Consider the following 14,420-nt stretch of genomic DNA (forward strand, 5'->3'; position numbering starts at 1 on the left):
CGCCCATGGGCGGCTTCTTTTTTTGGTAACACTTCTCAGCGCAGATCGGTCATCAGGATCTCTTCGCTGCGAACCTGCACCGGTATCGTCTCATCTTCGCGCTGCAACAGCACCAGGCGGTTCTGGCGATCCACCTCCAGCACCCAAGCCGCCCCTTCACGGGTCTGGCAATACATGCCTGGGCGGATCTCGTGAATATCCATATCATCTTTCCTCAACAGCAGGCCCTCCTGGCCCGGGGCTAGTATAGGAAAAAAAAGAGGCTCCTTTTGGGAGCCTCCACACAGTTCACCGTCGGGCAGCGGGTTATTTCCCCTTACGGCTCTCAACCCAGCGACCACCCTCAAAGTGAGCGGTCCAGCCGGTCGCCTTGCCATTCACCTCGGTCATCACGTACTGCTCCTTAGTCTTGCGACTGAAGCGAACGATGGCCGGATTCCCTTCGCCATCATAGGCCGGTGCATCGGCCAAGTAGTAATGCTTGGGCGAGATGCGGTCACGAAAGCGCTTGAGCTCTTCCACCAGCGGGGCGCGGGTCTCGCGCGATTTGGGGAAGCTGCTGGCAGCCAGGAACAGACCGGCGGCGCCGTCACGCAGCACGAAGTAGGCGTCGGACTGGCTGCACTTGAGCTCGGGCAGCGGTACCGGATCTTCCTTCGGCGGTGCGATTTCACCGTTTTTCAAGATCTTGCGAGTGTTCTTGCACTCCGGGTTGGTGCACCCCATGTACTTGCCGAAGCGACCATTTTTGAGCTGCATCTCAGCGCCGCAGCGATCGCACTCAATAGAGGGGCCTTCGTAGCCCTTGAGCTTGAACTGCCCCTGCTCCACCTCGTAGCCCTCGCAGTCCGGGTTACGGCCACAGACGTGCAGTTTGCGGGTCTCGTCGATGATGTAGGAGTCCATCGCAGTGCCGCAGATCTTGCAGCGATGCATGGCGCGCAGGGCGTTGGTTTCGGCCTCTTCCTCCTCGCCGGCCGAGACGAACTCGTCGGCGCTGACCAGGTTGATGGTCTTCTTGCAACGCTCCTTGGGCGGCAGGGCATAGCCGGAGCAGCCGAGGAACACGCCGGTGGTGGCGGTGCGAATGCCCATGGGGCGGCCGCAATCCGGGCAGGCGATGTCGGTCAGCACCATCTGGTTGGCGCGCATGCCGCCATCCTCGTCGGGCTTGCCGGCCTGCTCCAGCTCCTCGGTGAACTCGCGATAGAACGCATCGAGCACCGCCTTCCACTCGCTCTGCCCCTCGGCGATCTCATCGAGCTTGCCCTCCATGCGGGCGGTGAACTCGTAGTTCATCAGCTCAACGAAGTTCTCGACCAGGCGATCGGTGACGATCTCCCCCATCTTCTCGGCGAAGAAGCGGCGGTTCTCGACCCGCACATAGCCTCGGTCTTGGATGGTGGAGATGATAGAGGCATAGGTGGAAGGACGGCCGATACCGCGTTTTTCCAGCTCGCGCACCAGGGCCGCTTCGGTGAAGCGGGCGGGCGGCTTGGTGAAGTGCTGGCGCGGATCGAGCTTAACCAGCTCGAGCACCTCGCCCGGCTCCACCGCCGGCAGTTGAATGTCTTCACCCTTGCGCCCCATGGGGGGCAGCGCCTTGGTCCAACCGGCAAAGCGCAAGATCCGGCCACGGGCCTTGAGCTCGTAGTCACCGGCCCGCACCGTCAGGGTGGAGGCGTCGTACTGGGCCGGGGTCATCTGGCAGGCCACAAACTGACGCCAGATGAGGTCGTAGAGCTTGTGGGCATCAGCCTCCATCCCCTCCAGATCGCTGGCGCTGACGTTCACGTCGGAAGGACGGATCGCCTCGTGCGCCTCCTGGGCACCGGCCTTGGAGCCGTACAGGTTCGGCTCGGCCGGCAGGTAGGGCTGGCCGTACTGGGTGACGATAAAGTCGCGCACCGCGCTCACCGCTTCCTGACTCAGGTTGGTCGAGTCGGTACGCATGTAAGTGATGTAGCCGGCCTCATAGAGGCGCTGGGCCAGCATCATGGTCTTTTTCACCCCAAAGCTGAGGCGGGTCGAAGCCGCCTGTTGCAGGGTCGAGGTGATAAAAGGCGCCGAAGGCTTGGAGCCGGTCGGCTTGTCTTCGCGGCTGTGCACCACGAAGGGGGCACCCTTGATGGCGGCGACGGCGGCTTGCGTCTCGGCCTCGGTGACCGGCTTGAACTCCTTGCCAAGGTGGCTGAGCACCTCCATGCGCAGGGCCGATTTGTCACCGGTCAGCAGATCGGCGTGCAGATCCCAGAACTCGACCGGCACGAACGCCTTGATCTCGCGCTCCTTGTCGACGATGAGGCGCACTGCCACCGACTGGACGCGGCCGGCGGAGAGACCACGGGCCAGCTTCTTCCACAGCAGCGGCGAGACCATGTAACCCACGACGCGATCGAGGAAACGGCGCGCCTGCTGGGCATTGACCCGGTCGATGTTGAGCTCGGAGGGCTGCGAGAAGGCCTCCTTGATGGCGCTCTGGGTGATCTCGTTAAACACCACCCGCTTGTAGCGGCTGTCATCACCGCCAATCACCTCGCGCAAGTGCCAGGCGATCGCCTCCCCCTCTCTATCCAAGTCGGTTGCGAGATAGATGGTGTCGGCCTTGGCCGCCAGGGTTTGCAGCTCGGAGACCACTTTCTCCTTGCCGGGCAGGATCTGATAGTGGGCATCCCAGCCGTGCTCGGGGTTGATCCCCATGCGATTGAACAGGGCACGGCGTTCCTTGGCCACCTTCTCGGCCTCGCTCAGCTTGACGCCGCGCACGGCCGGTTTCTTCGGCTCGCTAGAGCCGCTGCCGGCAGTCGGCAGATCCCGGATATGGCCCACGCTGGATTTCACCACGTAGTCCTTACCCAGATATTTGTTGATAGTCTTGGCCTTGGCCGGAGACTCCACGATGACCAGTGATTTGCCCATGCTGTGACTCGTTTCCTATCGCCCCGTCGGGGGGGCCTGCAGTTTTGTGGGGCTGTATAAGAGATTTAAGGGCAAAAAGCAAACCCTAAGGTTCGCCTTCAGCGCCTTACTTATATTTATTAATGCGAAGCCAAGCCCCCGGTGGCAACCTCTTTTTTCCCGTTTCGTCAGTAACGCCGACTTTTTATACCGAAGTGCCAATAGAGCGTTATATCAGTTATCAACTTGTTACAATCATAAAAAAACAGGATATGATGATGCCGATTCCCCCATTCATGGGGAAATGGACTACGTTCGCCCCCATGGTGCACACATAAAAGGATGTATGGCATGAAGCACTTCGAGGTCAACTTTGACGGCCTAGTCGGCCCCACCCACAACTATGCCGGTCTCTCCTACGGCAACGTCGCCTCGCAAAACAATGCGAACGAAGCCTCCAACCCCCGCGAAGCGGTCAAGCAGGGATTGGCCAAGATGAAGGCGTTGACCGAGCTCGGCATGATTCAGGGGGTATTGGCCCCCCAGGAGCGCCCGGATCTCGCCACCCTGCGCCGCCTCGGTTTCAGTGGTAGTGATGCCAGCGTGCTGGCGCAGGCGGCCGCCCAGGCCCCGGCCGTGCTGGCCGCCTGCTACTCGGCGTCGAGCATGTGGACCGCCAACGCCGCCACCGTATCGCCGAGCGCCGACACTCAGGATGGCCGCGTCCACTTTACCCCAGCCAACCTCACCAACAAGTTCCACCGCTCCCTCGAGCCCGAGGTAACCGGTCGCATCCTTCGCGCCGTCTTCCCTGGGGAGACGCATTTTTGCCACCACCCGCACCTGCCGGAGAACGATCACTTCGGGGATGAAGGGGCAGCCAACCACACCCGCCTGTGCCGCGATTACGGTCAGGCCGGGGTAGAGCTGTTCGTCTATGGCCGCAGCGCCTTCGATCTCTCCCGCCCGGCCCCGACCCGCTACCCGGCGCGGCAAACCCTGGAAGCCAGCCAGGCCGTTGCTCGCCTGCACGGGCTCGATGAGGAGCACTGCGTCTTCATCCAGCAGAATCCGGCGGTGATCGATCAGGGGGTGTTTCACAACGACGTGATCGCGGTGGGCAACCAGAATGTGCTCTTCTACCACCAGCAGGCGTTTCTCGATACGCAAGGGGCCCTGGACGAGGTGCGCCGCAAGTTTGGTGAGGGGGAGCTGCACCTGATTGAGGTGCCAAGCGCCGAAGTGGGGCTGCAAGACGCGGTGCGCTCCTACCTGTTCAATACCCAGATCCTCACCCTCCCTTCGGGGGAGATGGCCATCATCGCCCCCACCGAGTGCCGCGACACACCGGCGGTAGCCGCCTATCTGGGCCAGCTGGTGCAACAGGGTACCCCGATCCGCCAGGTGCACTTCATGGACGTGAAGCAGAGCATGCGCAACGGCGGTGGCCCGGCCTGCCTGCGCCTGCGCGTGGCCCTGAGCGAACAGGAGCTGGCCGCGGTCAATCCAGCCTGCCTGCTCAACGAGGCGCTGTTTGTGCGCCTCAACCAGTGGGCCGACCAGCACTACCGCGATCGCCTCTCGTTCGACGATCTACGCGACCCGGCCCTAGTTCACGAATCGCGCGCCGCCCTCGACGAGCTGACCCAGATCCTGAAACTCGGCACCGTCTATCCCTTCCAGCGCTGAGCCCATGAAAAAGAACCCGCCGATGGCGGGTTCTTTTTAGGCATAACGCGGCTCATTGCCACGGCGATTGACGAGCGAGCAGCCGACTGGCCCCCTCGATCGCCCCTTCCGCCCCCTGCTTGCCAAGGCGCGCCAGCAGCCCTTTGCGGGTGCGATAGTGCAGCGCCAGCACGCGGCGGGTTCGGGCGCTCTCCATCAGGTAGTCATCGCTGGTTTTGAGCTCGTCCACCAGCCCCAGCTCCTTGGCCTGGCTGGCCAACCAGTGCTCGCCCGTGGTGACCTTGTCGATCTCCAGCGCCGGTCTGTGTTGCTGCACGAACGCCTTGAAACGTGCGTGGATGGCTGCCAACTCCTCACGGAACTTCTCCCTTCCCTCGTCGTCATTTTCGCCAAACAGGGTCAGGGTGCGCTTGTACTCACCAGCGGTGTGCATCTCAAACTCGATATCGTGCTTTTTCAAGAGCTTGTTGAAGTTGGGCAGCTGCGCCACCACACCGATAGAGCCGACAATGGCAAACGGCGCCGCCAGGATGCGATCCGCCACACAGGCCATCATGTAACCGCCGCTGGCCGCCACCTTGTCGACCGCCACGGTCAGCGGGATCTCATGGCTCTTGATGCGTTGCAACTGGGAGGCGCACAGGCCGTAGCCATGCACCACGCCGCCCCCCGATTCGAGGCGCACCAGCACCTCGTCCTGCGGGGTCGCCACCGCCAGGATGGCGGTCACCTCTTCACGCAGGCCGCTCACCTCGCGGGCATCCATGCTCCCCTTGAAGTCGATCACAAACAGGCGCGAGCGCGGATCGTCGTTTTTACGCGCTTTTTCCTCCAACTTGCGCTGCTTCTCCAGCGCCTTGCGCTCCTCCTTGCCCACCAGCAGCGCCTTGAGACGGGTGCGGGTCTCGTCAAGATCGGCGCTGAGATCGGTCACGTCCAGCTGCCCCTTGCCCCCCTTGCTACCACGGCCGGCCAGGGTAAGCAGCACCACGGCCACGCCAAGGGCCAGCAGCAGGGTCACCGTCTTGGCCAGGAACAGGCCATATTCACTCAGAAAATCCACTCTCTCCTCCAGGACAGTTCATCTGTCTCTCAATGCGGGTCTCATGGGGATGAATGATGACACAACTCCTCAATTCCCTTCACTTTTTTGATGCCAGGCACTGGTCAAGCCGGCGCGCGGATCAGTACACTGGCCCGGTTCGCCCCGCCCGAAACAGGAGTTAAAAGATCATGCTGGAGTATCATGCAGCGCCGCAGTTGCTGGCAGGCAAGGTGATTCTGGTCACCGGCGCCGGTGACGGCATTGGCCGCGAGGCCGCCCTCACCTATGCGGCCCACGGCGCGACCCTGATCCTGCTCGGGCGCAGCGTGGCCAAGCTCGAAGCCACTTTCGACGCCATCGAGGCCGCCGGCGGGCCGCTGCCGGCCATCGTGCCGCTCGATCTGATGCACGCCAAGGCCGCCGACTACCGCGGTCTGGCCGACACCTTCGAGCGCCAGTTTGGCCGCCTCGACGGCGTGCTGTTCAATGCCGGCCAGCTCGGCACCCTCTGCCCCTTTGAGCAGATCAAGGAGCACGAATGGGACGAGGTGATGCAGGTCAACGTCAAGTCCGAATTCTTGATGACCCAGGCGCTGCTGCCACTGCTGCGCCGTACCGCCAAGGCGCAGGGCGAGGCGGTGCTGCTTTACACCTCATCGAGCGTGGGCCGCAAGGGGCGCGCTTACTGGGGCAGCTACGCCGTCTCTAAGTTTGCCGTGGAGGGGATGATGGAGGTGCTGGCCGACGAGCTGGAACACACAGGGGTGCGCGTCAACACCATCAACCCGGGCGGCACTCGCACCAAGATGCGGGCCAGCGCCTTCCCGGCCGAAAATCCCATGAGCCTCAAAACGCCGGCCGACTTGATGCCGCTTTATCTCTATTTGATGGGCAAAGACAGCCGTGGCCAGAGCGGCAAGACCTTCGTGGCACAGCCGAAATGACGAGGGTGTGACGGCGCGAGCATTCCTGTCGCCCGCCCCCTTGCTCCCTCCCGGCATTTGATATGCTTGAGGCACAGTTCTTGTCAGGTAACCCTATGTTTCGCCCCAAGAGTACCATCGAGCAGTGGCGCATCTTCCAAGCCGTCGTGGAGTTCGGCGGCTATACCCAGGCCGCCGAGGCGCTGTGCAAGAGCCAATCCTCCCTCAACCATGCGGTGGCCAAGCTGCAACAATCCCTCGGTGTCGCCCTGCTTGAGGTGCGCGGGCGCAAAGCGGTGCTGACCCCGGCCGGCCAGCTCTTCTTGCAGCGCTCGCGCCAACTGCTCACCCAGATGGAGGAGCTGGAAGGGCTGGCGCAGAATCTGGAGCGCCAGTGGGAGCCGCAGATCAATCTCTACCTCTCGGCACTGCAACCCCGCGAGCGGCTCTACCGCGCCATGGCGCGCTTCGCCCCGCGCTCGCGCGGGTGCCGCATCAACCTGTTCGAGCGTATTCACTGCCACTTCAGTGCCATGCAACCGGGCGATCTGATGATGACCGAACACCTGCCGGGCGATCAGAGCGGCCTACCTCTTGACGAAGTGCTGCTGATCCCGGTCTGCGCCCCAACCCATCCTCTGGCCGAGCGGGCTGACAACCTGAGCGTGAACGATCTGGCCAACCACACGGAGCTGGCGCTGCATCCCCCCATCCACCGCGCCGTCGACTGGGGCCACAGCGATACCGCCTGGACCGTCACCCACTACACCGAGGCGCTGACCCTGATCGGGCAGGGGCTCGGCTATGGCTGGCTGCCACACCATCTGATCCAACCTGAGCTGGAGCTGGGCTCACTGCACCAACTGCACCCGGTGGAAGGGAGCGAGCGACGCCTCTATACCTACCTGCTGACCCCCGATCCCAGCAAGCTGGGCCCGGCGGCCGAGCTGCTGCTGCGCCTGCTGCGCAGCGAATACCCGCACTAGACGTTACGCACCCGCAAGCAGCCGAGCAGGGCCAGCACCGCCAAGCCGGCCGCCACCACAAACACCCCGTGGAAGCTCCACCACTCGGCCACCAGACCGGCGATGGCGCCGGCCAGAATGGAGCCGGTGCGGATGCTGTTGGTAAAGAGGGTGGTGGCCACCCCCGCCCTGCCCGGCATCAGATCTTGAAAGTAGGACATGCCGATCCCCGCCACGATACCGATGAAGATGGCGTTGAACAGTTGCAGCATCAGCAGGGTGCGCTCCCCGGTCAGCGACAGCAGGCCACCATAGAAGATAACCCCCGCCAGTACCGCCAGCAGCAGCATGGGACGCTTGCCAAAGCGCGCCGTGTAGTGACCGGCCAGCAGCATGAAAGGGATCTCCAGCGCTGCCGCCGTGCCCATCAGCAGGCCCGCCAGACGCTCCTCCAGCCCCAGTTCGCGGGTGATGTAGAGCGGCATGTTGATGAGGTACATGCTGTTGCAAGTCCACATCAGGGTGCAGGCGATAAACAGCGCCCGCACGTCCCGATCGCGCCAACTGCTTACTTTGGGTCGGTCGCCGAGCGGTGCCGGCAGCGGCAGTGAGGGGAGCCAGCGCCAGACAATGGCGCAGCACACCAGAAAAGCCAGCGCCGAGGCCAGATACATGAAGGAGAAGCCGTAACCGATGGCGATAGCAAAGGCGAGCGGCGGGCCGATGACCCAGGCCAGCGAGAACTGGGCCCGCATCACCGAGCTGAACATGTCGGCGCGGCGCCCCTCTCGATCCACGTGCTCACGGGCCAAAGCAAACAGCTGGGGACTGGCAGTACCGGCGATGCTGCCAAGCAGAACCCCGAGCGAGGCGAGCAGCCAGTAATGTCGGTTGAAGGCAAACAGCAGCGAGACCAGCACGCCGGCACCGCAGCAGATCAGGATCAGCTGCTTGCGATCGCCACGAAGATCGGAGCGTTGCCCCAGCCATTGGCTGACCAAGATCCCCACCACGGCGTTGATGGTGTAAAAAAGGCCGATGAGAAAGGGGCGCACCCCGACCTCCTGGGCCAGAAACAGGGAGAGGGTCGGCACCTGCAAGGCCACCGCCATGCCGGTGGTAAAGGTGACTCCCAAAAAGGAGAGGGAGACGGGATCGCTGCCGCGACGCAGGGCTGAGACAAGTTTCATGGGCACATCTAGCGTGAGGATGAATGGCGTGGAGTTCGCTTTATGAGGGCATTTCCCCCCGCTGTCAATTGTGCCGCGCCCCTTGCCCTCCCCCCTCCTGCCCCGTAGAGTGGAGCGGACAAACACCGAGCGCGGAATGAAGATATGTTTGATTTTGATAAGGAAATTGATCGCAGCAACACCATGAGCCTGAAGTGGGACAAGTACAAGGGTCGTGACGTGTTGCCCATGTGGGTGGCCGATACCGACTTTCTCTCCCCCCCCGGCGTCATCGAGGCCCTCACCCAGCGTGTCGCTCACGGCATTTTTGGCTACTCACGCCCCTCCCCTCGCCTCATCGAACTCATCATCAACCGGCTGGCCGATCGCTATGGCTGGCACATCGAGCCGGAGTGGCTGGTGTTTCTGCCGGGGGTCGTGCCGGGGCTGAACCTGGCCTGCCGCGCCTGGACCGCCCCTGGCCGTGGCGTCATCACGCCCAAGCCGGTCTACTACCCCTTCTTGCAGGCGCCGGGATTTAACGAGCGTCCGCTGCTCACGGTGCCGATGCAGGAAGTCGCTGGGCGCTGGGTGCTCGATCTCGACGAGCTCGAGTTGCAGGCGTCGGGCGCCGATCTGCTGCTATTGTGCCACCCGCACAACCCAGGAGGCACCGTCTTCACCCGCGACGAGCTGGCCGCCATTGATGCCATCGCCGCGCGCCACAATCTGGTGGTCTGCTCCGACGAAATTCACTGCGACCTCATCCTCGACCCGGATGCCCGCCACATTCCCTACGGGGCCCTGAGCGAGGAGGCCGCCCAGCGCAGCGCGGTGATGATGGCGCCGAGCAAGACCTTCAACATCGCCGGCCTGTGCTGCTCGTTTGCGGTGATCCCCAACGAGCGGCTGCGCCTCAAACTGCAACAGGCGATGCGCGGTATCAGTGCCGACGTCAACCTACTGGGGTTTGTGGCCGCCGAGGCCGCCTATGAGAGCGGCGAGGCGTGGCTAGATGCCCAGCTTGACTACCTGCGCGGCAACCTGGCCCTGATCGAGCAGACGGTGGCCCGCTGGCCAGGTGTCAGACTGGCGCGCCATCAGGCCACCTACCTGGCATGGCTGGATGTCACGGCGCTTGGCCTAGGCGATCCCATCGCCTTCTTCGAGCAGGCCGGGGTCGGCCTCTCGCCGGGCGCCCAGTTTGGCGATGGCCAGTGTGTGCGCCTCAACTTCGGCTGCCCCCGCGCCCGTCTGCAACAGGCGTTGGCGCGCATGGAGCAGGCGATGTTGGCCCATCTGGGATGATGCCAAGGCCGGATTGCTTCGCTATCCGGCCTTGGCTAGAGTTTGAAACCGGGTTTTGCCTGCGAGGCCACACCACAGTGAAATTACCGACCTTTCTCCTGCCGCTGCTGCTCAGCACGCTCCTGCCCGTTCAGGCCGACGAGCAGCCCGGCGTCATCACCATTGGCACCGGCAGCGTCACCGGCGTCTACTACCCGGCTGGCGGTGCCATCTGCCGTCTGCTCAACCGCGATGAAAACAGCGCTACCCGCTGCGCCGTGGAAAGCACAGGGGGCTCGCGCGATAACTTGTCGCTGCTGGCCAAGGGAGAGATCGAACTGGCATTCGTGCAATCGGATCTATTGTGGGAGGCGGTACGCGGCCAGGGGGCGTACGCAGGCAAGCCGCTGCGCGACATGACCACCCTCTTCTCGCTCTATGTCGAGCCTCTCAATCTGGTGGTGCGCGGTGACAGCGACATCCAGCAAGTGGAGGATCTCAAAGGCAAGCGGGTCGGCATCGGCAACCCCGGCTCGGGGGACAGGGCCACCGTCGACGCCCTGCTGGCCGCGCTCGGCTGGGATGCCCACACCTTTGCCGCCGTCGATGAAAGCAAGGCGGCCGAGCGGGTCGAGGCGCTGTGCAGTGGCAAGACGGATGCTTTCTTCATGGTCGCCGCCCACCCTAACCAGACCGTGACCGAGGCCGTGACCGAGTGCAACGCCAAACTGGTGCCGCTGGAGGGCGATGCCATCAACACCTTGCTCGCTAATTTCCCCTACTACAGCAAGGTGCAGATCCCAGGTGGCCTCTATCGCATGCAGGATCAGGCGCTGACCAGTTTTGGCACCACAGCGCTGTTGGTGGCCCGTCAGCAGTTGCCGGCCACCCTGGTCTATCGGATCGATGAGGAGGTGTTCAATCAGTTCGAGGCGTTCAAGCGGCTGCACCCGGCGTTTGCCCACCTGCGGCGCGAACAGATGCTGGCCAATGCCTTCCTCCCCTTCCACCCGGGTAGCGCCGCCTTTCTGGCCGGCACGCCCCCCAAGACCACGCGTCCGTCTCAAGCGGTCAGTGCGGCGCCGGCAAGCTCAGCTGCCGTTCCCTCCCACAACTCATCTGGAGCCGCCAGTTCCCAGATAAGATAAACAAACCGGCCATGGGCCGGTTTGTTTATCACGGGGCCGGCATGCGGCTCGCAATCTCTTCTTCAACCCAACCGAGCAGCGCCTTGATGGCACGCGAGAGGATCTGGTTCTGCCGCACTATATAGCCGAGACTGGCGGTCGGAAACTCAACCAACCGGCGTACCGGCACCGTGCCATCACGTCGTCGCAGCAGGGCAAAATCAGGCACCACCGCCACCCCGAACCCCGCTTCGGCCCAGTCGAGCTGGGCATCGACACTGCCCACCTCCATCACCCGGTAGCGCCCAAGCTGCGGCAGCGCCGGGTCGAGTAAGGCCCGGGTGCGGGTATCGTGGCCGAGCAGGATCAGGGTCGGCTCCTCCTCGTCGAGCCCCTCGCCCAAAGCGCACCACCCCACCTCACGCAGGGCAGTAAAGTGCAGCGAGTCGTTTTGCCGCTGCTCCAGCACGAAGCCGAGATCGGCGCGGCCGCTGCGCACCAGCTCGGCGGAGCGATCCGAGGTGGTATTAAACAGCGCCAGATCGATGCCGGGATAGGCCTGCTTGAAACGCTGAAAGGGGCGGATCAGCAGCAGCCGCGAGATGATATCGCTCGCCGCCAAGGTGATGGTGCCCTGCGCCAGATCCCCCAGCGCATTGAGATCGGACTGACACAATTGCAACTCGCTAAGGGTGCGCTGGGCGCTCACCAGCAAACGTTCACCCGCCTGGGTCAGGCGAAACGGGCTGCGCTCGATGAGCCGCACCTTGGTGGCCTCTTCTAGACGTTTGAGGTGCAGGCTCACATTGGGTTGGGTCATGTGCAGCTCGGCGGCGGCATGGCCGAAGTGACCGAGCCGCGCCAGCGTAACGAAGGTATTGAGCCAGTTGATGTCGAGCATGAAGAGTCACCGGGTCGTGCGCCAGCTCTCATTATATGAGTTGCTTATCGGAGGAATAAAGATAATTAACTTTTCATATTCCTGCCGGGCACCTAGGATGAAGACTTCGTGTTTTGATGTGTCACGTTTTAGGAGAAAGCAGCATGTCGTCTATCGTGGTGGTTGGAGCCAACTGGGGTGATGAAGGCAAGGGCCGCATCGTGGATTATCTGGCCGGCCAAGCCGGTGCCAGCATCCGCTTCCAGGGCGGTAACAACGCCGGGCACACTGTCGTCAACGAGCTGGGCACCTTCAAGCTGCACCAGGTTCCGAGTGGTGTCTTCAATCCGGACTGCCTGGTCGTACTCGGCCCCGGTATGGTGATCAGCCCCGAGAAACTCACCGTCGAACTCGACGAAGTGAAGGCCTCCGGCGTGACGCCTAAGCTCGCCATCTCCGATCGTGCCACCCTGTGCCTGCCGCTGCACGCCATGGAAGATACCTTGGAAGAGCAGCGTCTGGGTGATGGCGCCTATGGCTCCACCCGTCAGGGCATCGCCCCGGCCTATGGTGATCGGGTCATGAAAAAGGCGATCCTGGTGGGCTGGCTGAAACAGCCTGACGTGCTGGTCGAGCGGATCCAGTTCTTCCTCGACTGGAAACTGCCGCAACTCAAGGCCCTCTACCCGAGCTTCGAGTTCACCCAGAGTGCCCAAGAGATGGCCGACTGGCTGCTGGAAGTCTCCGCCCCTTGGATAGATTCAGTCTGCAACGTCAGCATGCCGCTCAAAGCGCTGCAAGCTGAAGGCAAGACCCTGCTGTTCGAAGCCCAACTTGGCGCCGGCCGTGACCTTATCTATGGCGAATACCCCTGGGTCACCTCCTCCCACGTCTCCGGTGCCTATGCCGGCATCGGTGGCGGCCTGCCGGGTCTGCGTCCGGAGCGCGTCATTGCGGTCGCCAAGGCGTTCAGCACCTCCGTCGGTACCGGTACCCTGCTGACCGCCATGGAGAACCAGGACGAGTTCCGTAAGATCGCCAACGAGTTCGGCGCCACCACCGGTCGCCCCCGTGACGTTGGCTACTTCGATGCCGTCGCCACCAAGAACGGGGTCGAGCTGCAAGCCGCCACCGAGGTGGCCCTGACCAAGCTGGACTGCCTGACCGGCCTGCCGGATCTGAAGATCTGCGTGGCCTACGAGGGGGCCCATACCGAGAACCCGATCTGGCCGCAGACGGCGGCCCTCAAGCCCGTCTACGAGCAGATGGAGAGCTGGAGCGAAGACATCACCGGCTGCCGCACCTTTGAAGATCTGCCGCTGGCTGCTCAGAAGTACGTGCTGCGCATCGAGGAGCTGCTCGGAGTGCCGGTGCCGATGGTCTCCGTCGGCCCGGGCCGTGACGAGATGATCCTGCGCTAAGCGCAACATTCATACACAGGGGAGCCTCGGCTCCCCTGTGTCGTCTCTGCTTAATAGAGTCTTAAGCCGGCCATGCCAAGATGGCGGCCGTCCACATCGAAACTACAAAGGAGAGCAAGATGGCAAAGCCAGGCGCCACGGGATTGACCCGGGTGATTCACGCGACCGGCTACAGCATGCAGGGATTGGGGTCAGCCTGGCGGCATGAGGCCGCCTTTCGCCAGGAGCTGATCCTCATTCTACTGTTGACCCCGCTCGCCTTCGTGGTCGGCCACGACCTGCTACAAAGCCTGCTGCTGATCGCACTGGCTTGGCTGGTGGTCATCGTCGAGATCATCAATTCCGCCATCGAAGCCGTGGTGGATCGCATCGGTCATGAGCGCCACGAGCTCTCTGGCCGTGCCAAGGATCTCGGCTCGGCCGCGGTCTTCCTTACCCTGGCGCTCAACGGCGTCGTCTGGTGTGCACTGGCCGGCCGCAATCTGTTCGGCCTTTGGTAAGAGCACAGGCATAAAAAGCGGGCCTTGGCGCAGTAACTCTGATCATGGATGCCATCGGCCAGAAAGGCTCCGGCTCTGACCAACGCCCGATAGCCGAGGTGACCGCATACCGGCTCAAGCAATGCATTGGGCAGACACTGAACCAAAGAAATTACAAGGCGCTGATGGGCAAGGCCTTGGCTAACGTGAACGTCATGAATCAGTTCATCGGGCAGCCTGTGCGCCAGCCAGACAAGTTGAAGCCAATGATGACGGCTTAGGTACGTAGGTGACGGCCGACCCAATAGCCCCACGGGGTAGGAATAGTTCCGAACCGGCCAACATCAGATGACATAATAAAATCGCAAACAAAGAAAAAGCCCAAGCAACTGAATTGCTTGGGCTTATCATTTGGCGGTGAGGGAGGGATTCGAACCCTCGATACGTTGCCGTATACACACTTTCCAGGCGTGCTCCTTCAGCCACTCGGACACCTCACCAAATTGTCGATTGTGATTATCGTGGTCAATCTCCACG

At 62.7% G+C, this 14,420-nt stretch carries 13 protein-coding genes and 1 tRNA gene; 8 read left to right on the forward strand and 6 right to left on the reverse strand.

Annotated elements, in window-relative coordinates; all coding sequences use genetic code 11:
• Positions 1-35 precede the first annotated feature (35 nt).
• A complete protein-coding gene (locus FE240_RS10975; RefSeq protein WP_193000925.1) occupies positions 36-203 on the reverse strand; it encodes a hypothetical protein in 168 nt (55 codons plus the stop codon).
• Between the two features lie 103 nt (positions 204-306).
• A complete protein-coding gene (topA, locus tag FE240_RS10980; RefSeq protein ID WP_193000927.1) occupies positions 307-2,919 on the reverse strand; it encodes a type I DNA topoisomerase in 2,613 nt (870 codons plus the stop codon).
• Between the two features lie 330 nt (positions 2,920-3,249).
• On the opposite strand from topA, the gene astB reads away from it, so the two are divergent.
• Positions 3,250-4,587, forward strand: coding sequence for an N-succinylarginine dihydrolase (astB, locus tag FE240_RS10985; protein ID WP_193000929.1), 1,338 nt, complete (start codon positions 3,250-3,252; stop codon positions 4,585-4,587).
• Positions 4,588-4,639: 52 nt separating this feature from the next.
• On the opposite strand, the gene sohB is transcribed toward astB, so the two are convergent.
• A complete protein-coding gene (sohB, locus tag FE240_RS10990; protein WP_193000931.1) occupies positions 4,640-5,650 on the reverse strand; it encodes a protease SohB in 1,011 nt (336 codons plus the stop codon).
• A gap of 170 nt (positions 5,651-5,820) precedes the next feature.
• Between sohB and FE240_RS10995 the strand changes: the two genes are divergently transcribed.
• Together FE240_RS10995 and FE240_RS11000 are read left to right on the forward strand one after the other, a co-directional pair.
• On the forward strand, positions 5,821-6,576 hold the full coding sequence (locus FE240_RS10995) for a YciK family oxidoreductase (protein WP_193000933.1): 756 nt from the start codon (positions 5,821-5,823) through the stop codon (positions 6,574-6,576).
• Positions 6,577-6,671: 95 nt separating this feature from the next.
• Positions 6,672-7,541, forward strand: coding sequence for a LysR family transcriptional regulator (locus tag FE240_RS11000; protein ID WP_193000935.1), 870 nt, complete (start codon positions 6,672-6,674; stop codon positions 7,539-7,541).
• On the opposite strand, the gene FE240_RS11005 is transcribed toward FE240_RS11000, so the two are convergent.
• The gene (locus FE240_RS11005; RefSeq protein WP_193000937.1) at positions 7,538-8,710 is read right to left on the reverse strand and encodes an MFS transporter; all 1,173 of its coding nucleotides are present in this window, start codon (positions 8,708-8,710) and stop codon (positions 7,538-7,540) included. The genes FE240_RS11000 and FE240_RS11005 overlap by 4 nt on opposite strands.
• Positions 8,711-8,854: 144 nt before the next feature.
• Here FE240_RS11005 and FE240_RS11010 point away from each other — a divergent pair, with 144 nt between their 5' ends.
• Both FE240_RS11010 and FE240_RS11015 read left to right on the forward strand, forming a co-directional pair.
• Positions 8,855-9,997: a MalY/PatB family protein gene (locus FE240_RS11010; protein ID WP_193000940.1), complete on the forward strand. Its 1,143-nt coding sequence runs from the start codon at positions 8,855-8,857 to the stop codon at positions 9,995-9,997.
• 77 nt (positions 9,998-10,074) lie between these two features.
• On the forward strand, positions 10,075-11,124 hold the full coding sequence (locus tag FE240_RS11015; protein WP_193000942.1) for a TAXI family TRAP transporter solute-binding subunit: 1,050 nt from the start codon (positions 10,075-10,077) through the stop codon (positions 11,122-11,124).
• A 28-nt stretch (positions 11,125-11,152) separates the two neighbouring features.
• On the opposite strand, the gene FE240_RS11020 is transcribed toward FE240_RS11015, so the two are convergent.
• Positions 11,153-12,004, reverse strand: a complete 852-nt coding sequence (locus FE240_RS11020) for a LysR family transcriptional regulator (RefSeq protein WP_193000944.1) — start codon at positions 12,002-12,004, stop codon at positions 11,153-11,155.
• A gap of 143 nt (positions 12,005-12,147) precedes the next feature.
• On the opposite strand from FE240_RS11020, the gene FE240_RS11025 reads away from it, so the two are divergent.
• From FE240_RS11025 to FE240_RS11035, 3 genes are all read left to right on the forward strand, one after another.
• Entirely contained in the window at positions 12,148-13,404 is a 1,257-nt protein-coding gene (locus FE240_RS11025; protein WP_193000946.1) for an adenylosuccinate synthetase, read from the forward strand.
• Positions 13,405-13,523: 119 nt separating this feature from the next.
• Positions 13,524-13,904 carry a diacylglycerol kinase gene (locus FE240_RS11030; protein ID WP_193000948.1) on the forward strand — a complete coding sequence of 127 codons (381 nt, stop codon included), beginning with the start codon at positions 13,524-13,526 and terminating at the stop codon, positions 13,902-13,904.
• A 44-nt stretch (positions 13,905-13,948) separates the two neighbouring features.
• On the forward strand, positions 13,949-14,164 hold the full coding sequence (locus FE240_RS11035; RefSeq protein WP_193000950.1) for a hypothetical protein: 216 nt from the start codon (positions 13,949-13,951) through the stop codon (positions 14,162-14,164).
• A gap of 131 nt (positions 14,165-14,295) precedes the next feature.
• On the opposite strand, the gene FE240_RS11040 is transcribed toward FE240_RS11035, so the two are convergent.
• Positions 14,296-14,383: transfer RNA gene (locus FE240_RS11040), tRNA-Ser, on the reverse strand.
• Between the last annotated feature and the right edge of the window lie 37 nt (positions 14,384-14,420).

Origin of the sequence: Aeromonas simiae, from assembly GCF_014892695.1 — a bacterium.
In the GTDB taxonomy this organism is placed as follows: Bacteria; Pseudomonadota; Gammaproteobacteria; order Enterobacterales; family Aeromonadaceae; genus Aeromonas; species Aeromonas simiae.

What these genes read in the sequence shown, in the direction of transcription:
- FE240_RS10975 (WP_193000925.1), bottom strand. Translation starts at nt 203, where the DNA reads ATGGATATTCACGAGATCCGCCCAGGCATGTATTGCCAGACCCGTGAA.
- topA (WP_193000927.1), bottom strand. Translation starts at nt 2,919, where the DNA reads ATGGGCAAATCACTGGTCATCGTGGAGTCTCCGGCCAAGGCCAAGACT.
- astB (WP_193000929.1), top strand. Translation starts at nt 3,250, where the DNA reads ATGAAGCACTTCGAGGTCAACTTTGACGGCCTAGTCGGCCCCACCCAC.
- FE240_RS10995 (WP_193000933.1), top strand. Translation starts at nt 5,821, where the DNA reads ATGCTGGAGTATCATGCAGCGCCGCAGTTGCTGGCAGGCAAGGTGATT.
- FE240_RS11000 (WP_193000935.1), top strand. Translation starts at nt 6,672, where the DNA reads ATGTTTCGCCCCAAGAGTACCATCGAGCAGTGGCGCATCTTCCAAGCC.
- FE240_RS11005 (WP_193000937.1), bottom strand. Translation starts at nt 8,710, where the DNA reads ATGAAACTTGTCTCAGCCCTGCGTCGCGGCAGCGATCCCGTCTCCCTC.
- FE240_RS11010 (WP_193000940.1), top strand. Translation starts at nt 8,855, where the DNA reads ATGTTTGATTTTGATAAGGAAATTGATCGCAGCAACACCATGAGCCTG.
- FE240_RS11020 (WP_193000944.1), bottom strand. Translation starts at nt 12,004, where the DNA reads ATGCTCGACATCAACTGGCTCAATACCTTCGTTACGCTGGCGCGGCTC.
- FE240_RS11025 (WP_193000946.1), top strand. Translation starts at nt 12,148, where the DNA reads ATGTCGTCTATCGTGGTGGTTGGAGCCAACTGGGGTGATGAAGGCAAG.
- FE240_RS11030 (WP_193000948.1), top strand. Translation starts at nt 13,524, where the DNA reads ATGGCAAAGCCAGGCGCCACGGGATTGACCCGGGTGATTCACGCGACC.
- FE240_RS11035 (WP_193000950.1), top strand. Translation starts at nt 13,949, where the DNA reads ATGGATGCCATCGGCCAGAAAGGCTCCGGCTCTGACCAACGCCCGATA.